Source organism: Methylobacterium sp. UNCCL125 (assembly GCF_900116795.1).
GTDB lineage: Bacteria > Pseudomonadota > Alphaproteobacteria > Rhizobiales > Beijerinckiaceae > Methylobacterium > Methylobacterium fujisawaense.
The window spans coordinates 15,148-40,155 of the sequence record NZ_FPBW01000020.1; the positions used below are offsets into that span (position 1 = coordinate 15,148).

Below are 25,008 nucleotides of genomic sequence, written 5' to 3' on the forward strand. Positions count from 1 at the left end.
GCGCTAGTTGAAGATCGGGCAAGCCACGCCGCCCGGCATGATGATCTCGCTCGCGGTGCGCTCCGACCACGGGATCTGCCGCGTGAAGGTCAGGCCGCGGTTGCCGAAGATCCAGCGGTAGAGGGCGCTGCCGATGATCGGCGTATAGGTCATCGTCACTTCACCGAGGATGTAGCGGGCGCCGTCGAACTGATAGACGGCCGGCGTCTGGGGCAACCCGTTGGTCCCGTTGCGCTGCTGCGCCGGCCGCTTGGTCGCGTTCTGGGCCCAGCTGGAGCAGACCCCGCCATAGAGCGTGCCTGAGACCGACTCGACACCCATGGCGTTGACGACGATCTGCAGATTCGAGGCATCGAGGGGACGCAGGATCGCGGTCGCGGCGCCCGCGATCGTCGCCATGGCTTCGACCGTCGGACTCGGATTGTCCGCGCGTCCCGACAGATCACTCAGCGTGCGCGCGAACAGCGTCAGCTTGCGGTTCGCGTCGACCAGGCGCGTGAGTTCCGCGGTGGCAAAATACAGGATGATGAGGAGGGGCAACACGAACGCGAACTCGACCGCGGCGATCCCGCGCTCGTCGCATCGGTAGCGCGCGAGACGTTCCAGAATCCGGCGCATCAGGAGCACACGGACTGGGTTGTGTACGGTTCGACCTTGAAGACCGTCGCCGCCTGAATCACCCGACGCCTGTTGGGCAGGCTCGGCGTCGCCGCACCGAGCAGCGGGAAGAAGATCGGGACGTCCACGGCCGCCTGCACGATCACGATCGCGGAGGCGCCCGCGCAGGAATAGCTGGGGAAGCTCGCGTTCCAGTCGCTGGCGCCGCTGGCATTGGTCGCCACGGGCGAGACCGGGTTGGCGGCCGCGTAGCTGCTGGCCTGCGTGACGCTGACCCGGACATTGGCGCAGTTGAAGATCGTCACCCGCGGGGTGCCGTTCGACTGCGTGCAGATCGCCGTCCGGAACCGGCTCATCAGGGTCGCAGGATCGGTGGTGCCGGTGTTCGCGGTCTGAAAGGAGCCCGTATAGATCTGCCGGCCGGCATCGGACACTGCCTGCTGGAGGATCTCCTGCTCCCAGAAGACGATCCCGTTCTCCAGGCAGGCCCCGATCAGCGCGAAGAACGGAAGGGCCACGAGGGCGAACTCCACGGCAGTCGCACCCCCGCGCGCCCGCACGAAGCGCGCCGCCTGCGCTCGTCCATCAAGCCAGCGAACCACCGTTCGGATTTCCGTGCTCAATACCCAGCCTTCGACCGGACCACGCCGCTAGAAGAGCATCAAAAGCTTACTTTTTTTTCGCGCAGCATTGTTCAAAATCGATCCATTCGGAATGCTGTCACTTAACATGCAATTGCAAATTTAACCGTCACGTCCACCTCAAGTTGAAAGAACTGGCAGAGATTCCACGAGGCTTGCGACGGCGCCCCGGATCGCTGCCGCTTGTCAGATCAGCAGATCACCGTTGCACGCCCTCGAAGACGCCGCTGATGAGTCGGCGGAGATCGAATTGACCGATCGTCCGGGTCGAAGCGCAAAATCATGAAATCTTTAAGTCATCAATCGTACGATACGCTGACGAGACACGGAAACAATCGGCATTAAGCCCAGCTTAAGACATGGTCGATAGTTTCGGCGCCTAAATTAAAGCGCATGGTGATCGTCGATCATGGCCCGTGCTGTACCGGACGTCGTTTCCATCGAAGAGGGTGTCGGGCTCCTGCGGAGCCAGCTCGTGTCGATCTCGGACGCGATCGCGCGGACGCGCCAGGAAATCGCAGACCTTCGACAGGAGCAGGAGACCAGTCGCGCCTGCGACGAGCTCCACGCCGTCGTACAAGGCACGGAAGACGCCACGAACGCGATTCTGACGGCGTCGGAGACCGTCGATGGGCTGGCCCGCGGGATCGTGAGGCGTTCGGAACACCCTGCGACCCGGGCCGACGCGGAGGCCATTCAGGCCGAGATGCAAACCATCTTCGAGGCGTGCAACTTCCAGGATCTGACCGGGCAGCGGATCTCGAAAGTCGTGCGCACGATCGTTCTCGTGGAGGAGCGGATCGGCGAGATGCTGCGCGTCTGGTCGGCGTCCGGCGATGGCCCGGCACGGCCCAACCTGCCGCACGACAGACGCAGCGGCGAAGCGGCCCTGCTGAATGGCCCCGTGCTACCCGGCGACGCCTCGGTCTCGCAGGACACGGTTGACGCAATGTTCCCGTAGGCCGCGATCAGAAAGCGTGCCGATGGGCCGTATCCTTCTGATCACGGACGATCCCGTACGCAGCCTGGGCTTGCAGGGGGACCTGTCCGATGGTCTGTCTTGCGAGATCCACGACCTCCGCGCCGCGGCGGCGCCGGTCGGCACACCGACCGCGATCGTCACCGACGTCCTCGATCTCGGTACGGCATCCGTCGAGCGACTGCGGCGCCTCCTGGTGCAGATCCGGCACGGGGTCCCCCTGGTCGTCCTTTTGCCGACCGAGAGCCCGCGCACCCGGCTCGTCGGCGTCGCGCTCGGTGCGACGCACACGCTGTGCGCCCCCATCGACATCGATCACCTGCGGGATCGGCTCGGCGCGCAGCGACCGCCGTCACCCGTCGCGGCGCATGTCGAGGAGCCGGTGCCCGCCTGCGCGGTCCGGATGGCGGCAGAGGTGCGCGGGTTCTACGCATCGGTCTTCGTGGCGGATCAGCCGATCACGCCCGCTGTCATCGACAACGGCACCCAGGCCATCGACGTCGCGATCCGGGATACGGGGATCCGCGACTGGATCCGAGCGGTGCGCCAATTCGACGATGCCACGCACCAGCACTGCCTGCTGGTGGCCGGGCTGGCGGCCGCCTTCGCGACAAGTCTCGGCCTCGGCGTGCAGGAGCGTCACCGGGTCACCAAAGCGGCCCTGCTGCACGATGTCGGCAAGATCCACATCCCGGCCGCCATCCTCAACAAGCCGGGCCGGCTCGACGACACCGAGATGGCCGTGATGCGGCTGCATCCGGAAAAGGGATACAGCATGCTCGCCGAGCAGGGCTTCGAGCAGCAGATGCTTCTGGTGGTCCGGTCGCATCACGAAATGCTCGACGGTTCGGGCTATCCGGACCGGCTCAAGGGACGTGACATCCCCGACCTCGTCCGGCTCGTCACCGTCTGCGACATCCACGCGGCCCTGATCGAGCAGAGGCCCTATAGAGCGCCCATGGCGAGCGAGGCGGCATACGCGATTCTGGAAGGCATGGCCGGCCGGCTCGATCCTGCGATCGTCGGCGCGTTCCGGCCGGTCGTCGCCGCCTTCGCACCCCAGGCCCTCGCGCAGGGCTGACGGCCGTGGATCGGCCCTTGGAGTCCCGGGACAGCCGCCCGCCGGTCTGCGCGGGCTGATCGCATATCGCTTGTCTAGGATGTGGCCGTCGCGAGCCGCACCCGCGGCCCGCGACGGCCGCGGCTCACTCGGCGGCCTGCAGGGCCGGCGTGTGGCCGGCCGGTCGGGTGGTTTGGCCGGCAAGGGCCGCCGCGAGCTTGTCCTCGTCGACCTCGTTCTCCCAGCGCGCCACCACGATGCAGGCCACGGCGTTGCCGATGAAGTTCGTGAGCGCCCGGCACTCGGACATGAAGCGGTCCACGCCCAGGATCAGCGCCATCCCCACCACCGGCACGGAGGGCACCACCGCCAGCGTCGCCGCCAGCGTGATGAAGCCCGAGCCGGTCACGCCCGCCGCGCCCTTGGAGGACAGCATGGCCACGAGGAGCAGAAGGGCCTGTTCGCCGAAGCTCAGGGGCGTATCGGTCGCCTGGGCGATGAACAGGGCCGCCATCGTCATGTAGATGTTGGTGCCGTCGAGGTTGAACGAGTAGCCCGTGGGCACGACGAGGCCGACGACCGGCTTGGAGCAGCCGGCCCGCTCCATCTTCTCCAGCAGCGAGGGAAGCGCCGACTCGGACGAGGACGTGCCGAGCACGAGGAGCAGCTCCTCCTTGATGTAGCGGATGAGCCGGATGATCGAGAAGCCGTTGTAGCGGGCCACCGCCCCGAGCACGACCAGCACGAAGATCGTCGAGGTCAGGTAGAACGCGCCGACGAGATAGGCGAGGTTGGCGAGCGAGCTGATGCCGTACTTGCCGATCGTGAAGGCCATCGCGCCGAAGGCGCCCACGGGGGCGACCTTCATGATGATGTTGACGACGCCGAAGATCGCCTCGGACAGCACCTTGATGATGTCCAGGACCGGCTTGCCGCGGTCGCCCAGGAAGGCGAGGCCGAAGCCGAACAGCACCGAGAAGAACAGCACCTGCAAGATCTCGCCGCCCGCGAAGGCGCCGACCGCCGTCGTGGGGATGATGTTCATCAGGAAGTCGACGATGCTCTGCTCCTTCGCCTTGCCGGCGTAGGTGGCGATCGCCTTCGGATCGAGCGACTTCGGGTCGATGTGCAGGCCGTTGCCCGGCTGGAGCACGTTGGCGACAATGAGGCCGACGATCAACGCCAGCGTCGAGAACGTCAGGAAGTAGATCAGCGCCTTGCCGCCGACGCGTCCGACCTTCTCCAGGTTGGTCATGCCGGCGATGCCGGAGACGACGGTGAGAAAGATGACCGGGGCGATGATCATCTTGACGAGCTTGATGAAGGCGTCGCCGAGCGGCTTCATCTCGGCACCGAGCTGCGGATAGAAGTGGCCGAGCAGGATGCCGATCGCGACGGCGACCAGGACCTGGAAGTACAGCGTCCGGTACAGCGGCTTCGGTTTGGCGGGCGGATGCGGGGCGGTGAGTGGTGATGGCACGGCAGCCATGGGGCGTTCTCCCTGTCGATAGCTTCGGTTTGGGCGGCTGGCGTCGAAATGGTCCGACGCTGTCCGCGCTTGCTCTTGGCCGTTTGGCTAGCAGCCGTTCACTGACGACATGGCTGCGTTACGTGGCGGGAATGGCAACCGGCATGCCATCGAAAGGCGGCGAGTTGCATTTCATCATTTCATTGAAAGGAAACGGTTTTTTACGGCCGTGGTGCAACCGCCTGATCGGTTCTCTTGCGGATTTCCGCACGCCTCGGGCCGAAGCGTTCCGGCTTTCCGCACGGGTTGGAGCCCGTTGATCCGCTCGGCGGCACGCGAAAGCGGAGCCCGGACGCCGGACGGAACGCCGTCGCGGCGGGGTCTCGCGATTCTTCTCGGGCTCTGCGCAGTCCTGGCGGCGACGTGGCTCGCAGGCCGCACCGCAGAACGCTGGGCCCTGTCGGATCTGCGGCGGGCCGCCCGCTCGGCCATCGGGCTTCAGGTCGGCGTGCTGCTGGCCGAGATGCAGAAGCAGGCCTCGCTGCCGCTTGCACTCGCCACCGACCCCGAAGTCGTCGCCGCACTCGGGCCGGATCCGGACCGCGGCCTTCTGGATCGCGTCGACAAACGGCTCGCACAAATCGCAGCCGCCACCGGCTCGGCTGTCATCTACGTGATCGGCGCCGATGGGCTCACGGTCGCAGCCAGCAATGCCGGGAGCGACCGCAGCTTCGTTGGACAGGATTACGGTTTCCGTCCCTATTTCAAGCAGGCCCTGGCCGGCGGCGCCGGATCGCAATTCGCCCTCGGCACGGTCAGCAGCCGGCCCGGCCTGTACCTCGCGCGGCGCGTCGGCACTGGCGCCGGGGTCGTCGTGGTGAAGGTGGAGTTCGACGCGGTCGAGGCGGCGTGGCGCGCGGCCCACGAGGTGACCTTCGTCACCGATGCCCGGGGCATCGTCCTCGTCACCAGCGAGCCGGGGTGGCGCTTCGATACCCTCGACGCCATCGATGCCGCCGAGCGTGCCCGGATCGAGGCGGGGCAGGAATTCGGGGCGGCGTCCCTCAAGCGGCTGCCGCTGCATCCGATCGCCGGCAAGCCGGACGCCGTCCGCGTCGCCCGGGGTGCACTGCCGGCCTGGACCGCGATCCTGTCGCAGGCCCCCGTGCCCGGCACGGACTGGCGGTTGCATACGCTGACACCGGTCGGCACCGCCGTCGAGCGCGAGCGGCTTCAGGCCTGGATCATCGCGGCGCTGGCCACGGCGCTCGTCGGGTATGGGCTCTTCGCCCTGGCCGACCGCGGCCGCCGGACGCGGACCCGGCTGGCCGAGGCCGCTGCGCGCCGGGCGGAGCTTGAAACCCGGGTGGAGGCGCGGACACGCGCGCTGCGCGAGACCAACGCGCAGTTGCGCGCCGAGATCGCGGAGCGGCAGCGCGGCGAGGCCGAACGCGAGCGCCTCGGCCGCGAATTGGCGCAGGCCGGCCGGCTGGCGGCCCTGGGCCAGTTCGCGGCCAGCATGGCGCACGAGATCAACCAGCCGTTGGCGGCGATCCGCTCCTACGCCGACAACACCGCGATCCTCATCCGCCGCGGGCGATCCGACGACGCGGCCGAGAATGCGGCCGCCATCGGCCGGCTCACCGACCGCATCGCGGGCCTCACCCGGCAGCTCAAGGGCTTCGCCCGCCGCGCCTCGCCGCGACGCGAGCCGGTGGCGCTGCGCGACGTGGTGGCAAACGCCTTGGAACTCGTGACTGCGCGCGCGGCGGCCCTCGACGTCCCGCTCGCGGCAGACCTGCCCGACCCGGATCTGCGCGTGCTCGGAGACGGTCCGCGGCTGGAGCAGGTTCTGGTCAATCTGCTCCAGAACGCCCTCGACGCGGTGGCGGGCCGACCGGACGCCCGCGTCGGACTGCACCTTCGCTCCGACGGTGGCGAGCGCATCGCGGTCGAAGTGGCCGATACCGGGCCCGGCATTCCCGACGCCCTACGCAGCCAGGTCTTCGACGCGTTCTTCACGACCAAGGCGGATGGCCTCGGTCTGGGTCTCGCCATCGCCCGTGGGATCGTGGAGGATTGCGGCGGCAACCTGATCCTGGCGGGCGGCGCGGACGCCGGCACGGTCTTCCGGATGGAGTTGCTCCGGGCGACGGAGAAGAGGCCGGGCGTGGACAAGCCCTTGGGAGCAACACCGTGAGCGGATCGGCGGACGCGGAGGCGGCGACCGAGCGCGTCGTCTTCATCGACGACGAGGCGGAGGTTCGCCGGGCCAATTGCCAAAGCCTGGAACTGGAGGGATTTGCCGTCGAGGCCTTCGCCGCCGCAGAGGCGGCTCTGGCGGCGATCCTGGCCGCGCCACCCGGCGTGGTGGTCACCGACGTGCGGCTGCCCGGACTCGACGGCGTCGGCCTGCTGGCGCGCCTGCGCCGGGTGGATCCGGACCTGCCTGTCATCCTGATCACCGGCCACGGCGACATCCGCATGGCTGTGGCCGCCATGCAGGGCGGCGCCTACGACTTCCTGGCCAAGCCCTATCCCGCGGAAGCGCTCGTCGCCTCCGTGCGCCGGGCGCTGGAGCGGCGGCGGCTCGTGATGGAGAACCGGGCGCTGCGGGCACGGCTCGACGCGGCGATCGAGGAGGATCCGGCGTTCCTCGGGATCTCTCCGGAGATCGCGAACCTGCGCGCCCTCGTGCGCGAGGTGGCGCAGGCCGATGTCGATGTGCTCGTCTTCGGTGAGACGGGATCGGGCAAGGAGGTGGTGGCGAGCGCCCTGCACCGCTGGAGCCGGCGCTCCGGGCGGAATCTCGTGGCGATGAATTGCGGGGCGTTGCCGGACAGCGTCGTCGAGAGCGAATTGTTCGGCCACGAGGCCGGGGCCTTCACCGGGGCGCTGAAGCGCCGGATCGGTCGGATCGAGCACGCACAGGGCGGAACGCTCTTCCTCGACGAGATCGAGAGCATGCCGCTGCCGCTGCAGGTCAAGCTGCTTCGGGTGCTTCAGGAGCGCACCGTGGAACCGCTGGGCACGAACGAGGTGCGGCCGGTCGACATGCGGGTCGTCGCTGCCACGAAGGTCGATCTCGGGCAGGCGGCCGCTCAGGGCACCTTCCGGGACGACCTCTATCACCGCCTCAACGTCATCACGATCGCGATCCCGCCCCTGCGCGACCGGGGCGAGGACGTGATGCTGCTCTTCCAGCACTTCCTGCGCCGCGCCGCCGAGCGGTTCGGACGGCCGGTGCCGCCGGTCACGCCGTCCATCCGCGATCATCTGCGCCGTCACCCCTGGCCGGGCAATGTCCGCGAACTCGGCCATTTCGCCGAGCGTTGCGCCCTCGGGCTCGGAGCCGTGCCGCAATCCGCCACTGAGGCGGCGGCCGGCAGCCTCACCGATCAGGTGGATCGTTTCGAGCGGCAGTTGATCCGCGACGAGTTGATCATGGCCGGCGGCGATGTCCGGGCCGCCGCCGAGGCGCTCGGACTGCCCCGCAAGACGCTTTACGACAAGATCGCGCGTCACGGCCTGACGCCGGGCGACTTTCGCTAGGGGCGCCCGTTCGACCTGTTGCCCGGACCGAAGGGCGCGACCGACGCGTGTGGCGCCGCGGTCCGGGCAAGCTACCGAAAAGGGGTAAGCGGACAAGTGCGGAAACGGCTTAGCGTGGCGGACGGATCAGCCTCGCCGAGCCGCCTATGCCGCGTTATTTCATCGATCTGCACGACGGAACCGACATCGTCCGCGACAGAGACGGCTACGACCTGCCGAGCCTTGAGGCCGCCCGGTCTCAGGCTGTGAAGATCATGACACGTATCGCGCAGGGATTCTCCGACGCGCCCGGCCGGCAGGACTACATGGCGGCTGTCCGCGACGAGATGGGGGTGGTGCGGATGCGCCTGCGCGTATCGCTCGACGCGGACCCCGTCGGCTGACGCCGCGGCAGCCACTGCGGGCGTACGCGGTCAGAAGCGCCCCGACGCAATACCGGTAATTCGGACCGGGCCGAGGGAGAGGCGACTGCAGGGCCGCTGCATGGGCGGCGGATGCCCCGACGCCAGAGGACTATCTTTATCGCGCTCGAAGGCGCAGAGTGAGACCATCATCGGATCGACTGATCCAGGCGCCGGTGACTGAGGGCCTGCGCCCCCGCCTGCAATGGACAGGCGTGCTTGGCAAACATCCCGTCAGTTTCAGGACGGTTCCGCTCTCATCAGGTGCGCCAAGCCTATCGGCGACATCGGCCTGCATCCGAACGTGGGGTGCTGACGCTTCGTTCCTATACCGGGTACGGCGCGCATGACGGCCCAACGGAGATTCGACCGCTTGCCATCCGGCCGTCCGACAGATCCCGGAGTCGGTCCTATTCTGCCTCCGAACGTGACGCGGAGCGCGATCATGGCAACCGAATCGAGCCGCGGGCCCAGCGAGTCAAAGAAAGCGGAAGAGCCGCCGGTGACCGTCAACAGGGCGGCTCAGTCGATTGTGGGCCTCGCCGAGCCCCGCTGTCGTGGCTGACACGATGGCGGAAATTGGGAGATGACAATCGTGGTCGAGCCGTACTCAGCACCGCCTTGCCCGGTGATGCAAAGATTGATCAGGATGGTTGCACGTTCATCGCAGCTGCCTGGTCTTCAGGAGCGTGGGTGGCTGATCGATCAGCTCACGGACCTCGAAGCCGAAGGTATTGCCACAGATGCGCATCGGCGCACCCTGGACGCGATCCGGGCGACGCGGCTGAAGCTTCGCATCGAGAGCCTTTTACCGATGGCTTCGGCCTAGAACAGGCACTGATCTATCCGCAGACGGTCGCATGCGCGGCCATTCAGGACTGCTCTTCAAGCGCCCGTCGAACCGGGGAGGGCGGATACCGAGCCGGATACCCGGATCCGCGAGACGGCGCGACAGCACCGAGCATCGCTCAACGGCCCTTAAGTCAGGAGGACAGAATGCACGTCATGCGCTGGTTGACCAGCAAAATCATCGGTCTTTTCCTTGGCGAAACTCAGAGTCGCAGGGCGAATACGATGTCCAAAGAGCGCGAAGCCGGCACCTTCGAAGGCGGGTATTCCACAAAATCCCGACAGTTCGAAAGCGATTACAATGCAGCAACGCGAATGCTCAAGCTGCGGATCGATGAGCGCTTTCCGGACAGCTACTATGCCAGGCTGAGTTCCGACAGAAACAGCTCTTACGATTATGGTCAGGATCGCGCGCTGGCGATCGACACCATATCGACGGCCATCGCCATGGCCCTGCGCGGCGGTGCTTCCGTGGAACAAGCCGCGGCCGCTGGGGCGGCGAGTGTGAGGATCTGAAGGCAGCGTGCAGCTTCGTTCGGGTAACCGGGGACCCGGATTGGGAATCCATGGCGCGGTCGGTATGGAAACCGCCGCCTAGCTTCGCGCCGCTGATTTGCACCGCCAAAATCTTCTGCGCCGCGTGTCAAACATCCTGCATTTTGACTTAGTGCTTGTGATTATCTCTCCGATGCCGTACAGATGATAAATCGACTTTTGGCCAGATATTCGGCCGCATCGCCTCAACAGGGCGAGCGCTCTGCATCTCTCCCATTTTCGAAAATTCGCGACCGAGCGCGTGCATGGCGTGCGCTCGACCTATTTAACTACCTATAACGATATGGAATACCTATGAGCATCGGCACCGTTAAGTGGTTCAACGACACCAAGGGCTTCGGCTTCATCCAGCCGGATGACGGCGGCAAGGACGTGTTCGTGCACATCTCCGCCGTCGAGCGTGCCGGCATGCAGGGTCTGACGGAAGGCCAGAAGGTCTCCTACGAAATGGAAACCGATCGCCGCAGCGGCAAGCAGTCCGCCGGCAGCCTCCAGGCCGTCTGAGCCACACTCCGTCTTCCAAGACGCGTCTCGAAGCCGTTCCCCCGGGGGCGGCTTCATCTGTATTTCGCAGCCAAAGCTTAGCTCTGGCGCGCACAAGGAATATTCGTGGGACCATACAAAGCAAGTCAGCTTGTTGACCATCTGGCGACGATCGCCAAGTCGCGACAGGACACCCTGGCCCGGTTCCGGGCCCGCCCGTCAGCCGACGATCCGGCCCTTCGCGCCCGGCAGGCAGCCCGCCAGGCTGTGGTCGCGGCGCGGACTGCACGCAACACCGAGCGTGTGGTCGCCCGCCTCGCCGACGAAGCCGCACGCGAGGCTGAGAGTCTCGCTGCCAGCGCGCAGGCCGAAGCCGACCGGATTAGGTTGGTGGCCGAGGCAGCAGCTTTGCAGACGGCCCGCGCCGCTGAGCAGAAGGCCGCCCGCGACGCGCGCTTCGCCGCTCGCAAAGCCAGAGCCCGCCGGTAAGCCGGTCGCTCCCCGCCCAGCGCTTCTTTGGAGGACGAAACATGTCTCACAAGTTCAAGATCGGCCAGCACGTGCGGCAGCTGGGGACCAGCTATACGGGCAACAAGGGTATCGTCGACGGCCTGTTCGAAGTGGTCCGCCTGACACCGGATGACCGCTCCGGCGAACCCACCTACCGGATCCGGTCCGACGGCGGTGAGCGCGCGGCACGGGAAGGCGAACTCGTTCCGGCCTCTTGATCCATCCGGCCCGACCGGGCTTCCGCACGGCCGCTGCGTCCGGCAACGCTGCGGGGGGCGATCGGGCCAGAGAAGAACGCCCTGAGGGAACGCTGCTGAAGCCGCCGCGGCTGTGGCCGCGATCGACGCGGCGAGCCGAGCGCCACTCTCAGGTCCGACAGGGACGATGATCCGTCCCGGCCTCGCCTGCCGCGTCGAAAGCCGCGGGAGATTGGCGGCCACACGGTGCCATCATCGGTGCGCCGCGCGAACTGCTGCGAGCAGAGCTTAGGCGTCCGGTCTTGTTTCTTTAAACGATCAGCAAAGCTGCGACGATTGTTTCGAGCAGGGCATCTCGGATGCTCTGCCATGCCCGTACCGATCATCCGTCGCGACGGCACGAGCGATTGAGTTTGTGATGCACAGGCGCGCATCCTCTCGCTCGGCCTTCGGCTGCCCGTCGGCTCACGGCGAGTGTTCCCGCGCGGGAACCGGGTTCCGGAGCCAAACCATCATCGATCGCTGCTGCGAACTCGACATGTTCAAACGTGAGGATGTTTCATGCCCCCGGCCGGCGCCCATTCCCCCGAGGCGGCCATGATCGAGCCCAATCAGACCGCCTATATCCTCAAGGTGACGCGCCCCGACGAGGCGGAACTATCCGGTTCCTTGGTGATGTTCTACGCCGTGATCACGACCTCCGAAGACGAGGCGCTTGCGGTCGTGCGCCAGGCCGTGAAAGCGGATGCGGTGGTCAAGCCAACGGGCGTCCGCCTCGCTCAACAGACGGCCAGCGCCCTCAACCTGGAGGCGGGTCTCGCAAGAGCACTCTGACGCGACTTCCAGGGCTTCCCCGGTCCTCGAGCGGGCTCTCGTGTCGCCAGCCCGGCGGTGCGGCGACAGGCAGTAAACGGGGAACCTCCGCCATGGATATCGACCGCTTGGCAGAAACCGAGCGCGTGCTTGCGGTCACCGACCGTCTCTGGCGTGCCGAGATGCATCGGGTCTTCGGTCCCGACGCGGTGCTGCTCCACGGCTTTGGGGAGGAACGTCGGGGCGCGCCTGGAACACGCCTGCGGTCGACCTTCGAAGACAGACGCAGCGCGATCGCGGCTTGGCGGCGGGTGAGGAGTCCGGCGCCTTCGCGCGCCTTTACGGGCAGGCCGGTCGTCCCGGGAGCCTAACGCCCCTCATCGCAGAGCGGCGATGACCGTCCGCGCGAAAATCGGACACGGGGCCCTTTTGATGCGCGTTCCGCATGCGCAACGCAGCCGCCGCGGATCTCCGAACTGGCGAAACCCGCGCTCAGCCCCCTCCGAAAGTCGTCCCACCGTCGACACCCTGCGTTGGGAGTGGCGTTTTGGCTTCGGACGGCGCATAGCTTCGGCATCCCTCCGCGCAATCCCGTGCCCTGGGCGACGAAGCGGAGGCCGAGATGGCACGCGAATTTACGACCGGCAAAGCGCAGGCTGTTACGCCCGAGGACTTCAACGAGCGCGTCAAGCGTCTTTTCGCCGACAAGCCCGACCCGCGAAAGGCCGAGCCGAAGGGCAAAAACTACAAGTCGAACAATCCGTTCACAAAGAGCTGAGACCGAGCGCCCCGGGATAATTGCAGACGGGCCGCTATGAACTTGCGGCGCGTCGGGGATCCTGATCTGGGCATGACGCCGACGAAATCGGTGATTGTCCTGCTGCTGGACTGGTGGAGGCAAGTCTGATCGATGCGAGCTCGGTTCTCCAGCTCGACCGGGCCAGGCTCGCCGAGCGTCTACGACGCCGCGTTGCGTCGTAGACGGGCCCGATATCATCGAAGACGTCCACCTGCGCCTCGTCCCGCATGCAATGGGTCCGCGCCGGGCCGTCCGCTCGGCGCGGACACGTTCAGCGCCGCACCCCTTCAGGCGACCGACCGACGGCCCCGACGCGCATTCCGTGGGCTTTTCATCCGGCCTCACCGAACCGCTGAGGCCTCGCAGCTTCAGCCTCCTCGGGTCAGGCCGGACGGACAATCTCTTGAAGCTGCGGATTTAGCCAAGAGCGTCCTCGAACGTGCTCGACGCCGCCGCAAGGTCGGTGAGCAGGCGCGGAATGGTCGTTGTCGCGTCCGCCGCGTAGACGGCGAAGAATTCCACCAGCGGCCCCTCCGGGCAGGTCTCCAAAACCCGCAGGGCGCCGGATGCGATCTCTGCCCGGTAGCATTGGATCGGGAGAAGGCTGACGCCCACGCCGGCCTGCGTCAGGGAGGCGACGGCGCCCATGCTGTTGCAGAGATCGACGACGCGCGGCGCGTCGCCCCGTTCGTTGAGCCAATGCTCCACGGTTCGATGATGGAAGCTGTTCTTGCCGAGCGACAGGATGCGGATCGCCCGGAAGTCCGCAGGCTCGATTCTGCGGTTCGGAAGATCGAGGCCGCGGCCCGCCATCCAGGCGAAGCGCACCTGTCCGAGGGAGCGCGTGGCGAGGTGCGGGTCGAAGCGCGTGCCCGGCATCAGCGCCATGTCGATCTCGCCATTCGCCATCAGGTTCTGGAGGTCGGCCGTCAGGGCGACCTGCAATTCCAGGGTCAGGCGCGGATAGGATCGATGGATGAGGTCCACGAAATGCGGGAGCCACGTCACCGCGACCAGTTCGGCCACGCCGAGCCGGACGAGGCCGGACAGGGCGTCGCCGCTGCCGACCCGCGTCCGAATTTCAGCGCAGGCTGCGATGGCGCGCTCGGCATAGACCTGCAGTTCCCGGCCTTTGGCGGTCAGCCGGACCCGCCGCTGCGAGCGGTCGAAGAGGGAGACGCCGAGATCCAGTTCCAGGTCCTGGATCCGGGCCGAGATCGTCGACGGCGTCGCGTTCAGACGGTCCGCGGCGGCCGTAAAGCTTCCGCACCGCGCGATCTCGAGGAAGGTCTCGAGCTGTTTGATGTTCACGACCGAGCAGCCTTGATGACCGTGTAGCCTCTTCGGGATCTACGGGGAGAGAGCCCGCCAATCTGGAGGCGCGCGGGACGAGCCGGATCAGGCCTAGCAACCTGATCCCAGTCCTGCAAAATATCGATCGGGCGTCAACGATGACACGATGGTTCGGCATTTTCGAACGTTTGCCTGCGGAATAATTCGCTTTTTTCGTGTCCTGCCAGCGCTATCGTGTCGTTCGTCGAGATGATCGCCGGTCAGAGCAACCGCTCCACCGCTTGTCCGGCCTGTCGCGTGGATTGCGGGACCGGCCGAATGCTGCGCGCGCCGTGACCGCAGGAAGGATGTGTTGTGATGATCCCGTCCCAGAGCATATCGGGAGATCAGTTCAAGTCGGTGATGCGGCGGTTCGCGGCCTCCGTGAACGTCATCACCTCTGCCGACGGGGCTGTGATGAACGGCATGACCGCTACCGCCGTCTGCAGCGTCTCGGCCGATCCGCCGAGCCTGCTCGTCATCGTCAACAAGTCGAACCGCTCGCATCCGGTGATCAGTCGATCCGGCACCTTCGCCGTTAACGTGTTGTCGAGCGATCAGGAGGAGCTGGCCGGGCACTTCGCCGCCAAGAAGCCGGATCCGTTCGCCGACATCGACCATCGGATCGGCCAGACCGGCTGTCCCCTGATCCGCGACGCCGACGCGACGCTCGAATGCGCCGTCGTGCAGGAGACGGATTTCGGCACGCATACGATCTTCATCGGGCGCATCGTGACCTGCGCGGTCGCGAGCAAGTCTCCGCTCCTCTACCACGAGGGTCGCTTCTGCCGTCTGGAGGACATGGCCCTGCACTACGCCTGACGGCGACCCGATCCTCTCCCGACGCAGCCGGCCCGTGACGCCAACGGGAACCGGCCGGAGAGCAGCGTGGCCCCAAAAGGATCTGCACCAAGAAGAAGAGAGCGCAATCGCTCAAGACGCCAACACGAGGGTGGAAACGATGGCCTCTGCAGAAGACAGCCGGCCCGGATTGGATCCGGGTCAGGCGAAGCACGCGCGTCGCGCCGTGATCGCCGCCACGATCGGCACGATGATCGAGTGGTACGACTTCTACCTCTACGGTCTCGTCGCCGCGCTCGTCTTCGGGAAGCTCTACTTCCCGTCGCATGACCCGTTCGCCGCGACGCTCCTCTCTTTCTCGACCTTCTTCCTCGGCTTCGTGGCCCGTCCCTTCGGGGCGGCGATCTTCGGACATTTCGGCGACCGGATCGGCCGCAAGGCCACGCTCGTGGTCACGCTGATGCTGATGGGGGTGAGCACCGTCCTCATCGGCCTGATCCCGACCTACGACTCGATCGGCATCTGGGGGGCCGTCGCCCTGACCACCCTGCGGATCCTGCAGGGCGTCGGGGTCGGCGGCGAGTGGGGCGGGGCCATCGCGGTCGCGACCGAGTGGGGTCAGTTCAACAAGCGGCGCGGCCTGGCCGGGAGCTGGCCGCAATTCGGCTCGCCGCTGGGCATGCTGCTGGCCGTCCTCGTCCTCACCGTCGTCACCCATGCCGGCTCGCCCGAGTGGTTCGAGACGATCGGCTGGCGCATCCCCTTCCTGCTGAGCGCCGTCCTGATCGCCGTCGGCCTCTACATCCGCCTGGGCGTGCTGGAGACCCCGGTCTTCGAGGAGATGAAGGCCAAGAAGCAGGTCGCCAAGGCACCGGTCCTCGACGCCGTGCGGCTGTACTGGAAGGACATCCTGCTCACCTGCCTGATCCGCACCGGACAGCAGGCGCCGTTCGTCCTCTTCACCACCTACCTGCTCTCCTACGGCACCGGCGTGCTGAAGCTCGAACGGTCGTTCCTGTTCAACTGCGTGCTGGCGGCCGCCGCAACCTCGCTGATCACGACGCCGCTGTTCGGCTACCTGTCGGACCGCATCGGCCGGAAGCGGATGTACCTGATCGGCGCCTTCACGATGCTGGTCTTCGCCTTCCCCTATTACTGGTTGATCAACAGCGCGATCCCGGCCGTGATCGCCCTGACGGTGGTCGCCTCTCTCGTCGTCCACGACATGCAGTACGGGCCGCAGGCCGCCTTCATCGCCGAGAGCTTCCCGCCGAACGTGCGCTACAGCGGCGCCTCGATCGGCTACCAGCTCGCCTCCCTCACCTCGGGCGGCCCGGCGCCGATCATCGCGACGTGGCTGATGCACACCTACGGCACCTCCACGGCGATCAGCTGCTACCTCGCGATCATCGCGGCGATCAGCCTGATCTCGGCGGCGCTCCTCAAGGACCGCTCGCAGGAGGACTACATCTCGGTCGCGCCGCGCGCGCCCGATCCGGACGCTGGCCAACCCCTCGTCGCGTCCAGCGCCAAGCCCACGCTCTCCTGACCACCGCCTGACCCGTGAAGGTGACGAGCATGCTCACGCAGAACCCCCTCACGCCGCACGCCCACGACGCGCCGGTCTCGCCCCTGGAGCGCCTCGCGCCGAACAAGCTCATCCTCGGGCTGTTCCTGCCGATGCAGGAGGGCGCCTGGAGCCCGTCGCGGGCCCCGCGCTCGACCTCCTGGACCTTCGACTACCTCGCCCAGTGTACGCGGCAGGCCGAGGATCTCGGCTTCGACCTCGCCTTCGGCCTCGCCCAGTGGATGGGCAAGGGCGGCTACGGCGGCGAGATGCATTTCCGCGAGCACGAGCTCGATCCGATCATCGTCAACACCGCGCTGGCGGCGATGACGAAGCGGATCGTCCTCATCAACACGGTGCACATCCTCTACGCGTGGCACCCCCTGCATCTCGCGAAGTTCGGGGCCGCGCTCGATCACATCAGCGGCGGCCGCTGGGGCGTGAACGTCGTCACGGGCTACAAGCCGAGCGAGTACCGGATGTTCGGCCTCGACATGATCGAGCACGACCTGCGCTACGACATGGCCGACGAGTTCACGACGCTCCTGGAGCGCCTCTGGGCCGAGGACGAGAACCTGACCTTCGCGGGGCGCTGGTGGAAGACTGAGAACGCCTTCCTGGCGCCGCGTCCGGGGCCCCGCCGGCCCTTCCTGGTCAACGCGGCCTCGTCCGGCGCCGGGCTGGCCTACGCGGCCAAGCACTCGGACCTGATCTTCATCACGAGCCCCGGCGGCGCCGAGCCCGCCAAGGCCTACGAGACCCTGCCGCCGGTCAACGCCCGGATCAAGGACCTCGCCGCCTCCTTGGGTCGGCAGGTCAAGACGATCATCAACCCCCACGTGATCTGCCGCCCCACCGAGAAGGAGGCGCAGGAGGCCTACCGCCGCATCCTGGAGCACGAGGATCCCGTGGCGGCCGACAACTTCGTCCAGACCTTCGTGGGTGGGGACACCAAGTCCTGGCGCGGTCACAGCCGCGCCCAGTGGGTGATCGGCGGAAACGTCCACCTTGTCGGCACGCCCGAGCAGATCGTCGAAGGCTTCGTGAAGCTGCAGGCGGCCGGCTGCGACGGCGTCCAGGTCAACTTCTTCGACTACCTGCCGGACCTCGCCTATTTCGGCGAGGCGGTCATCCCGATGATGAAGCAGGCGGGTCTGCGGACATGAACAGCGGCGATCGGTGCCGGTGAGCGGCGCCGCTGCGCCTGTCCCGGCCGCGGTGGAGGCAGGAGGCCGGCTGCCGTTCCCGGCCCTTGCCGCCGGCTTCCTCGCGCTCGCCGTCGCGATCGGCATCGGTCGCTTCGTCTACACGCCGATCCTGCCCGCCATGGCGGACGGGCTCGGCCTCACCCGGGCAGAAACGGGCCTGATCGGCTCCGCCAACTTCGCCGGCTACCTCGCCGGCGCCCTGGCCTCGGCGCACCCGCTTCTGCTCCGGGCACGCAGGCTCTGGCTCGCCAGCGCCCTGGGGACCTGCGTCGCCACGCTCGTCGCCATGAGCGCGTGTTCGACGCTCGCCGCCTTCGTCGCCCTGCGCTTCGTCGGCGGCGCGGCGAGCGCCCTCGGCTTCGTCCTCGCCACGGCCCTGGTCATGGACCGGCTGACGCGGACCGGGCGCTCCGATCTGGCCGCGCTCCATTACGCCGGTGTCGGGAGCGGGATCGCGCTGTCCGCGGCGGTCGTGTCCATCGCGCGGGAAGCCGGATGCGGGTGGCGTGCCCTCTGGATAATTAGCGGCGTGCTGGCCCTGGGGCTCGCGGGACCGATCCTCTGCCTGCTCCAGGGATCCGCCCCGGCCGCCTCCCGGGCGCAGGCGGGGACCGCGACCTCCGCGTCGATCGCCCGGCTCGTGATCGCCTACGGTCTGTTCGGCTTCGGTTACGTGATCACCGCCACCTTCCTGGTCGCGATCGTCCGGACGTTGCCGCAACTCGCGACGGCCGAGGCCTATGTCTGGCTGTGCGTCGGTCTCGCCGCGGCGCCGTCCGTCGCGATCTGGGGCTGGGTCGAGCGGCGCTTGGGCTTTCGGACCAGCTTCGCCCTCGCGTGCCTCGTCGAGGCGTCGGGTGTGATGGCCAGCGTCCTGGCGGCCCATGTGCCGGCCATCCTCTACGCGGCCGTCGCCCTCGGCGGGACGTTCGTGGCCCTGACGTCGCTCGGCATCGACGGGGCGCGGCGGCTGCATGCCGGAAATCGTCAGCGGATCGTCGCGGTGATGATGGCGGCATTCGGGACCGGGCAGGTCATCGGTCCCGTGGCGGCGGGCGTCTTAGCCGATGCGACCGGAAGCTTCATCGTGCCGTCCCTCGCCGCGGCGGCCGCGCTCCTGATCGCCGCGGCCCTGGTCCTGTCGTTGCCGGGCGCCGACGCGGCGGCCTGAAGGCCGGCGGTGCCCACCCGGCGGCGGGGGCGGTCTCCCGCGGGGTTCTGAGAGAGCCGTCGCGCGTCCGGGGCGTCGTGATGCCCAGGAGAGGGGACCGTCACCTGCGTGCGCGGATCAAGGAACGGCCAGCAGGCTGCGCAGCGCCTTGCGATCGGTCTTCCCGACGCCGTTGACCGGCAGCACATCGAGCTTGTGGATCTGCGCCGGCACATAGATCCGCGCGAGGGAACCGCGCACAAAATCCTTGAGGCCCGGCTCGTCGAGGCCCTGGCCCTCCCGCAGCACCACGAAGGCCACCGGCACCTCGCCGAGATCCGCGTCGGGCGCGCCGACCACGCAGCAATCGCGGATGGCGGGATGGGCGGCGAGCTGTCGCTCGATCAGCGCGGGCGAGATGTTCTCGCCACCGCGAATGATCACGTCCTTGATGCGCCCGGTGATGGACAGGAAGCCGTCGGCATCGAAGCGGCCGAGATCGCCCGTGCGCAGCCAGCCATCCACGATCGGCTGGTCCGTGCTGCCGAGATAGCCGGCCATCAGGGCGGGGCCGGAGATGCGGATCTCCCCCTCCCGACCGGTCTCGACCGGGCGACCCGTAACGGGATCGAACAGGCCGACATTCTGCCCCTCCAGCACGGTTCCGATCGTGCCGATGCGGCGCCGGCCTGGCGGATTCATGGTCGAGGTGCAGGTTGCCTCCGACAGGCCGTAGGAGACGAGGAGCGGCACGCCGAAGGCGTCCTCGATCTGACGATGCAGGGTCGGCGTGATCGGCGCCGAGCCGCAGCGCAGGAAGCGCAGGCCCGGGAAGCGCTCGCCCTGGCGCAGCAGGGGCAGCATCCGCGCGTAGATCGTCGGCACCCCGGTCATGTAGGTGATGCCGCCGGTGCGCAGATGGTCAAGGGCGGCCTCGGCCTGGAAGCGCTCCATCAGCACGATCTCGGCCCCAGCCAGGAGCGGCACGATCAGCTGGTTGTTGACGCCGTTCGTGTGATGGAGCGGCATGACGTGGAGAAGCCGGTCTTCGGGCCGCGTGCCGGTGTGGCGGAGCACGCCTGTGGCGTTGCAGATGAGCCCTTCGTGGCGCAGCAGCACGCCTTTCGGCCGGCCGGTGCTCCCCGAGGTGAAGAGGAGCATGGCCTCGTCCCGCGGGCCGATCTCCGCCGCGAAGGCCGCCCCGCCGCTGAAACCGTCAAGCGCCCGGACGTCCAGGCCGGCCAGGGCGCGCCCGGTCACCTGCGCCGCGTAAGCCTCGGCGACGATGAGGTGCCGCATGCCGACAAGAGCCGCCTGCTCGGCCACAACCTCCGGCGCGAGCCCGGGCTCGAGGAAGCAGACGCAGGCGCCGGCCTGCAGGGCCCCGAAATAGGTCGCGATGGCCGCCGCGCTCTTGGGTGCGATCAGCCCGACCCGGTCGCCTTTCTCGACGCCCCAGTCCCGGACCGCCCCCGCGGCGGCGTCGATGCGTGCCCCGAGATCGGCGTAGGTGATGGGGTCCGGGGCCGCGAGGGCCGTGCGGCCCGCCTCGGCGTGATGCGCGATGGCCGCGCGCAGCCGCGCGCTGAGCGAGTCCGGCATGGCGGCGATCTCCTCTTCCCTTGGTCTGTCCCGCGCTTCAGCGCAGGCGGATGCCCGCATCGACCGCGAAACGGCCCGCCGGGTCGAGGGAAGCCAGCGCCGCCCGCTCCTCCGGGGTCGGCGGCGGCGTCGGCCCGGCATCCTCCGCCGAGAAGGCGAAGCCGGTACGGTCGCGGACCTCGTCGAGGCTCGCCTCCGGATGCCAGGAGGTTAGCGCGAGCCGGCCCTCGCGCTTCGTGAAGACGGCGATCGGCGTGACCACGCCGTGCATGCCGCCGGCCGCGGTGACGAAGTCGAGGGTCTCCACCAGGGTGCGCCGGGAATGCTCCGTGCGCCATGTGACCGCCCGGCGGGCGGTGGGCAGCATCACGGCCCCCCCACCGCCGCCCGGCAACCGCACCCGCGGGGCGTGCCAGTCGCCGATGCAGGAGACGTTCGTGCGGCCAAGGCCATCGACCTGGGCGGCGCCCAGGAAGCACAGGTCCATCAGGCCGCGGGTGCAGAGATCGTAGAAATCCTCGTTGGCGAAGATCGCCCGCGAGCCCTCGGCGAGCACGGGGTCGGAGGAGGAGATCGGCACCTCCGACGGGTTCGGATCGACCCCACCGGCGACGTTGATGTAGGTGAACGCGAAGGGATAGGCCTGCTTGGCCAGGAGACAGGCCAGCATCGGCAGGGCCGAGTTCACGCCGCTGAAGGTGATCTCGTTCGGCCGCACGAACCGGGCGAGGTTCGTGACGATGTAGGAGAAGCCCGACCAAGTCCCGGTCACGTTGGACGCCGCCTCAGACATGGGCGACCTCCCGCGCTTCGGGACCGGCGGCGAGGTGGTCGGCGAGCACGCCCGGGGCGTCGGTCATGTAGGCCTCCACGGCCGGGTAATCGATCGCGTAATCCGGCCAGAGCGAACCGGGCCACGCCCCGTTCGGCACGATGCTCACCGCCTCGACGAGGAAGTGGGGCACCAGCGTCAGTTCGGGCTGGTCGCGGAAGGAGGCGTCCGGCGCGATCCGCTCAGCCACCACGAGCACGCGCTTGGCCGAGCGGCTCATGATCCGGTCCCAGTGGGAGGTCCCGAAGACGCGCACGTCTCCCGACTCGCTGACCTCGTTGGCCTGGATCACCGCGAAGTCCGGCTGGATCCGCGGGATGGCGTAGACCGCCTCGCCGCTGCCGTAGGGGTCCTCGATCGTCTTCCAGCCGTTCAGGGCGGCCAAGTCCGAGCCGTGGATGCCGCCGCAGGGCATGAACGGCACGCCGAAGGCCGCCGCCCGCAGGCCCGCGGTCAGGCTGGCGCAGGCATGCTCCTCCAGGCGGACGGCGCCGGATTCGATTGCGCGGCGGTACCAGGGGGCGAGGCCGAAATTGCCCTCCATGGCGACGATGCCGGCCCTGGCCCGGGACAGGGCGCCGGCGCGGCACAGGATGTCGATGTCGTAGCCCGGCGATTGCTTGACGACTTCGAGGTCGCGACGTCCCTGACGGATCAATTCGCGCACGAACGCGAAGGGGCCGCGATGCAGGAAACTGCCGCCCAGCGCGAGGGAGCTTCCGTCCGGCACCCGGGCGGCGAGATCCGCGAGGGGGATGATCTTCTGAGGTCCGGCGCTCACGGGGCGTCCTCCGATCGGAAACGTGTCAGGCCGCGCGGTAGGCGCGGATGCGATCCTTGAGACCCGGGCGCGCGGCCGAGGCGACGAGATCGGCGAGGTCGTCCGCGCGGGTGTCGCGGGCGGCAGCGCGGTTGAGGGCAGCGCCGGCCCAGGGGGACAGCCGCGTCGCCGCCTCCGACGCGGCCGCGACGGTGTCGGACCAGGACTCGGTCGCCGCGATGGCGGTGAGAAAACCGTCGGTCAGGGCCTCCGGGGCATCGAACACCCGGCCCTCCTGCAGGACGAGCCGGGCCTTGGAGCCCCCGACGCGATCGGCGTAGCGCCGCGTGCCGAGCACCAGCCCGAAAGACAGACCCGGCATGCGGAAGGTGGCGGCCGGATCGCCGACCCGCCGGCCGCAGGCGCAGACCACATCGACCCCCGCGCCGAAATTCCGCCCGTGCGCCAGCGCCAGGGTGTCGAAGGGCGCGTGGGCGAGCGCCTGGAGAAGCATCTCGATCCGCACGAAGCGGAGCAGCAGGTCGCCCTCCGACTGATCCTCGTAGCCGCCGAAATCGAACCCGGCGCTGAAGTTCCGGCCCGCTCCCTTGAGCACGAGGAGCCGGGTCCCGTCGCCGGCCGCCTCTCCCACGGCGTCGAGGAGCGCATCGACCAGGGCGGCCGACAGGGCGTTCATCTTGTCGGGGCGATTGAGCGTCAGGGTCAGCGTCTCGCCGCTGCGCGCCTTCAGGAGTTCGTCCATAACGCCGCCCTCAAGCCGTGCGGATGCGGGCCGGCGCGCCGTCGCCGAACAGCTCGGCGTTGTGCTGGCCGAGCGCCGGCGGCTCCCGGTAGATCGGGAAGCCCTCGCCGGAGAATTTCAGCGGCGACACGAAGGTGCGCGTCTCGGACCCGGACGGCAGGGTGAGCGGCTGGACCCAGCCCATGTGCTCGACCTGCGGATCGGCGAGCGCGTCGGCGTAGCCGTTGATCGGCGCGCAGGGCACGCCCGCGGCGCGGAACCGGGCGAGCAGGTCGGCGCAGGTGCGGTCGGCGAAGTCGCACTCCAGGATCCCGAGGAGGTCCTTCTGGTTCTGCGCCCGCAGGGCGGTGGTGGCGAAGCGCGGGTCCTCGGCGAGATCGCTCCGCCCGATCGCTGCGCAGGCGGCGCGGTAGAGGACGTTGTTGCCCGCCGCCATGGCGAAGTAGCCGTCCTTGGCGCGGAAGGCCTGATAGGGCGCGTTGCGTGGGTGGGCCGAGCCCAGCCGCTTCGGGTCGCGGCCGCTGCCGAAATACTCGCTGGTCTGGAGGGCTGCCATCGCCAGGGAGGCCCCGAACATCGAGGCGTCGATGTGCACGCCGGTGCCGCCCGCCCGCACCTGGAGCAGCGCCGCCGCGATGGCGTAGGCCGCGTAGAGCCCGGTGCCGAAATCCGAGATCGGCACGCCGCACTTCACGGGCGGCGCACCGGGCTCGCCCGTGACGCTCATCACGCCGCTCATCGCCTGGAGCGTCAGGTCGAACCCGGCCTCGGACGAGCGCGGTCCCTCCTGGCCGAAAGCCGAGATCGAGCAGTAGACGAGGCTCGGCCGCCCGGCGCTGACGCTGGTGTAATCGAGGCCGAGCCGCTTCATCACGCCGGGGCGGTTATTCTCCAGCACCACGTCGGCGGAGGAAATGAGCTCAAGGGCCCGCGCCTTGTCGGCCGGATCCTTGAGGTCCAGCGTCACGGAGCGCTTGTTGCGGTTCAGCGAGGCGAAGTTCTCGCTGAAGCCCTCGTTGAGGGGTGGCCAAGCCCGCATCGTGTCGCCGCCGTCCGGGTTCTCGACCTTGACGACGTCGGCCCCCATGTCGGCGAGCAGCATGGCGCAGAACGGCCCGGCCGCAACACTGCAGAACTCGATCACGCGGATACCGGACAGCGGTCGCACGGGCCTACTCCTCGATCAGACAACCGTCGCCGACGCAGGCTCGGGCGCGAGGCCTCGGGCGTGGCGCGGCGCCGGATGGGATGAGACGGTGATGGGGTTGTAGCCGAGGGCACGCGACAGGCTGCGCGCCGCGTCGACAACGACGTCGCTGAAGCGGCGCAGAGCCGTCGGGTTCAGGCGGTCGGCCGGACCGGAGATGCCGATCGCAGCCACGGGACGGCCCATGGCATCGTGAACGATGGCGGCAAGCCCGCAGACGCCTTCGCGCCACTCCCCGCGATTGACCGCAAAGCCCTGGATCCGGACCTGCTCCAGCTCTCGCCGCAGCAGGTCCAGCGTCGGGATCGTGCGCGGCGTGTGAAGCGGGAGCGTCTCCGGCAGATGGGCCAGCGCCTCTTCCTGGTAAGCCAGCAGCGCCTTGCCGGAGGCCACGCAGTAGGCCGGGGCGCGGCCACCGATCGACGAGTAGGCGCGGACCGGCTGCGGGCTCTCGATCTTGTGCAGGTAGATGACGTCAGCCCTGTCGAGCAGCGACAGGTGGATCGTCTCCTGCGTCTGCTCGGCCAGGACCCGCATGAAGGGCTCCGCGACCTGCCGGACGTCGATCCGCGCCACCACCGGGCTGGCGAGTTCGAACAGCTTCAGGGTGCAGGCGTAGGTGCCGCCCGGGTTGGCGTGCACGTAGCCGGCGGCCACCAGGGTCTGCAGCGTGCGATGCACATTGCTCTTCGTGAGGTTCAGGGCGCGCGCCAGTTCGCTGACGCCACGGGGCGCGTCGCTTCCGGCGAGGTGCTCCAGAAGCGTCAGTCCTTTGAGGAGTGTGCTGTCCATCGTTCTAATATCCGATACAGCGTTCTGCTAAACGCTATCGCCTCGCATCCGGACCCGTCAAGGGCGTGC

27 protein-coding genes are annotated in these 25,008 nt (G+C 68.2%); 17 read left to right on the forward strand and 10 right to left on the reverse strand.

Annotated elements, in window-relative coordinates:
* Positions 1-3 precede the first annotated feature (3 nt).
* A complete protein-coding gene (locus tag BM396_RS20195; protein ID WP_043386279.1) occupies positions 4-618 on the reverse strand; it encodes a TadE/TadG family type IV pilus assembly protein in 615 nt (204 codons plus the stop codon).
* Positions 618-1,220 carry a TadE/TadG family type IV pilus assembly protein gene (locus BM396_RS20200; RefSeq protein WP_091955289.1) on the reverse strand — a complete coding sequence of 201 codons (603 nt, stop codon included), beginning with the start codon at positions 1,218-1,220 and terminating at the stop codon, positions 618-620. Before BM396_RS20200 ends, BM396_RS20195 begins: the two co-directional genes overlap by 1 nt.
* Before the next feature lie 514 nt (positions 1,221-1,734).
* On the opposite strand from BM396_RS20200, the gene BM396_RS20205 reads away from it, so the two are divergent.
* Entirely contained in the window at positions 1,735-2,220 is a 486-nt protein-coding gene (locus tag BM396_RS20205; protein ID WP_236952834.1) for a protein phosphatase CheZ, read from the forward strand.
* A gap of 22 nt (positions 2,221-2,242) precedes the next feature.
* Positions 2,243-3,319 carry an HD-GYP domain-containing protein gene (locus BM396_RS20210; RefSeq protein WP_043346635.1) on the forward strand — a complete coding sequence of 359 codons (1,077 nt, stop codon included), beginning with the start codon at positions 2,243-2,245 and terminating at the stop codon, positions 3,317-3,319.
* Positions 3,320-3,443: 124 nt separating this feature from the next.
* On the opposite strand, the gene BM396_RS20215 is transcribed toward BM396_RS20210, so the two are convergent.
* Entirely contained in the window at positions 3,444-4,787 is a 1,344-nt protein-coding gene (locus BM396_RS20215) for a dicarboxylate/amino acid:cation symporter (protein WP_043346633.1), read from the reverse strand.
* Between BM396_RS20215 and BM396_RS32255 the strand changes: the two genes are divergently transcribed.
* From BM396_RS32255 to BM396_RS32870, 11 genes are all read left to right on the forward strand, one after another.
* Positions 4,772-5,086, forward strand: coding sequence for a hypothetical protein (locus BM396_RS32255; protein ID WP_139231633.1), 315 nt, complete (start codon positions 4,772-4,774; stop codon positions 5,084-5,086). The two genes, BM396_RS20215 and BM396_RS32255, sit on opposite strands and share 16 nt — an antisense overlap.
* Positions 5,083-6,966, forward strand: a complete 1,884-nt coding sequence (locus tag BM396_RS20220; RefSeq protein ID WP_051976200.1) for an ATP-binding protein — start codon at positions 5,083-5,085, stop codon at positions 6,964-6,966. Before BM396_RS32255 ends, BM396_RS20220 begins: the two co-directional genes overlap by 4 nt.
* Positions 6,963-8,318 carry a sigma-54-dependent transcriptional regulator gene (locus BM396_RS20225; RefSeq protein WP_043386248.1) on the forward strand — a complete coding sequence of 452 codons (1,356 nt, stop codon included), beginning with the start codon at positions 6,963-6,965 and terminating at the stop codon, positions 8,316-8,318. The genes BM396_RS20220 and BM396_RS20225 overlap by 4 nt, the downstream gene beginning before the upstream one ends.
* Positions 8,319-8,464: 146 nt before the next feature.
* Complete coding sequence (locus BM396_RS20230; RefSeq protein WP_043346619.1) at positions 8,465-8,701, forward strand: DUF6894 family protein; 237 nt, start codon at positions 8,465-8,467, stop codon at positions 8,699-8,701.
* Positions 8,702-9,305: 604 nt separating this feature from the next.
* Complete coding sequence (locus tag BM396_RS20235; protein WP_244538914.1) at positions 9,306-9,548, forward strand: hypothetical protein; 243 nt, start codon at positions 9,306-9,308, stop codon at positions 9,546-9,548.
* 167 nt (positions 9,549-9,715) lie between these two features.
* Positions 9,716-10,084, forward strand: a complete 369-nt coding sequence (locus BM396_RS20240; RefSeq protein ID WP_043346618.1) for a hypothetical protein — start codon at positions 9,716-9,718, stop codon at positions 10,082-10,084.
* Between the two features lie 333 nt (positions 10,085-10,417).
* Complete coding sequence (locus tag BM396_RS20245; protein ID WP_043346616.1) at positions 10,418-10,627, forward strand: cold-shock protein; 210 nt, start codon at positions 10,418-10,420, stop codon at positions 10,625-10,627.
* A 105-nt stretch (positions 10,628-10,732) separates the two neighbouring features.
* The gene (locus tag BM396_RS20250; RefSeq protein WP_081948735.1) at positions 10,733-11,095 is read left to right on the forward strand and encodes a DUF6481 family protein; all 363 of its coding nucleotides are present in this window, start codon (positions 10,733-10,735) and stop codon (positions 11,093-11,095) included.
* 41 nt (positions 11,096-11,136) lie between these two features.
* The gene (locus tag BM396_RS20255) at positions 11,137-11,334 is read left to right on the forward strand and encodes a hypothetical protein (RefSeq protein WP_043346614.1); all 198 of its coding nucleotides are present in this window, start codon (positions 11,137-11,139) and stop codon (positions 11,332-11,334) included.
* 576 nt (positions 11,335-11,910) lie between these two features.
* Positions 11,911-12,147 (forward strand): hypothetical protein, encoded by a 237-nt coding sequence (locus tag BM396_RS20260; protein WP_051976206.1) that lies wholly within the window; start codon positions 11,911-11,913, stop codon positions 12,145-12,147.
* Positions 12,148-12,748: 601 nt separating this feature from the next.
* On the forward strand, positions 12,749-12,904 hold the full coding sequence (locus tag BM396_RS32870; protein WP_164706323.1) for a hypothetical protein: 156 nt from the start codon (positions 12,749-12,751) through the stop codon (positions 12,902-12,904).
* A 438-nt stretch (positions 12,905-13,342) separates the two neighbouring features.
* Here BM396_RS32870 and BM396_RS20270 read toward each other — a convergent pair whose 3' ends face one another.
* Positions 13,343-14,236, reverse strand: a complete 894-nt coding sequence (locus BM396_RS20270; RefSeq protein WP_043386244.1) for a LysR family transcriptional regulator — start codon at positions 14,234-14,236, stop codon at positions 13,343-13,345.
* A 339-nt stretch (positions 14,237-14,575) separates the two neighbouring features.
* Between BM396_RS20270 and BM396_RS20275 the strand changes: the two genes are divergently transcribed.
* The 4 genes from BM396_RS20275 to BM396_RS20290 all read left to right on the forward strand — a co-directional run bounded on the left by BM396_RS20275 (position 14,576) and on the right by BM396_RS20290 (position 19,004).
* Complete coding sequence (locus BM396_RS20275; RefSeq protein WP_043346606.1) at positions 14,576-15,079, forward strand: flavin reductase family protein; 504 nt, start codon at positions 14,576-14,578, stop codon at positions 15,077-15,079.
* Between the two features lie 139 nt (positions 15,080-15,218).
* The gene (locus tag BM396_RS20280; RefSeq protein WP_081948734.1) at positions 15,219-16,607 is read left to right on the forward strand and encodes an MFS transporter; all 1,389 of its coding nucleotides are present in this window, start codon (positions 15,219-15,221) and stop codon (positions 16,605-16,607) included.
* A 29-nt stretch (positions 16,608-16,636) separates the two neighbouring features.
* Positions 16,637-17,791: an LLM class flavin-dependent oxidoreductase gene (locus BM396_RS20285; protein ID WP_043346595.1), complete on the forward strand. Its 1,155-nt coding sequence runs from the start codon at positions 16,637-16,639 to the stop codon at positions 17,789-17,791.
* 19 nt (positions 17,792-17,810) lie between these two features.
* A complete protein-coding gene (locus BM396_RS20290; protein ID WP_199807259.1) occupies positions 17,811-19,004 on the forward strand; it encodes a YbfB/YjiJ family MFS transporter in 1,194 nt (397 codons plus the stop codon).
* 117 nt (positions 19,005-19,121) lie between these two features.
* On the opposite strand, the gene BM396_RS20295 is transcribed toward BM396_RS20290, so the two are convergent.
* From BM396_RS20295 to BM396_RS20320, 6 genes are read right to left on the reverse strand one after another with little or no spacing between them, the layout of a single operon-like run.
* Entirely contained in the window at positions 19,122-20,585 is a 1,464-nt protein-coding gene (locus BM396_RS20295; RefSeq protein ID WP_043386242.1) for a class I adenylate-forming enzyme family protein, read from the reverse strand.
* Between the two features lie 37 nt (positions 20,586-20,622).
* A complete protein-coding gene (locus BM396_RS20300) occupies positions 20,623-21,378 on the reverse strand; it encodes a CoA-transferase subunit beta (RefSeq protein WP_043386241.1) in 756 nt (251 codons plus the stop codon).
* Positions 21,371-22,198 (reverse strand): CoA transferase subunit A, encoded by an 828-nt coding sequence (locus tag BM396_RS20305; protein WP_043386239.1) that lies wholly within the window; start codon positions 22,196-22,198, stop codon positions 21,371-21,373. The genes BM396_RS20300 and BM396_RS20305 overlap by 8 nt, the downstream gene beginning before the upstream one ends.
* Positions 22,199-22,223: 25 nt before the next feature.
* Positions 22,224-22,940, reverse strand: coding sequence for an enoyl-CoA hydratase/isomerase family protein (locus BM396_RS20310; RefSeq protein WP_043386237.1), 717 nt, complete (start codon positions 22,938-22,940; stop codon positions 22,224-22,226).
* Positions 22,941-22,950: 10 nt separating this feature from the next.
* Positions 22,951-24,108 (reverse strand): CaiB/BaiF CoA transferase family protein, encoded by a 1,158-nt coding sequence (locus BM396_RS20315; protein WP_043386235.1) that lies wholly within the window; start codon positions 24,106-24,108, stop codon positions 22,951-22,953.
* A gap of 15 nt (positions 24,109-24,123) precedes the next feature.
* Entirely contained in the window at positions 24,124-24,939 is an 816-nt protein-coding gene (locus BM396_RS20320; RefSeq protein WP_043386232.1) for an IclR family transcriptional regulator, read from the reverse strand.
* Between the last annotated feature and the right edge of the window lie 69 nt (positions 24,940-25,008).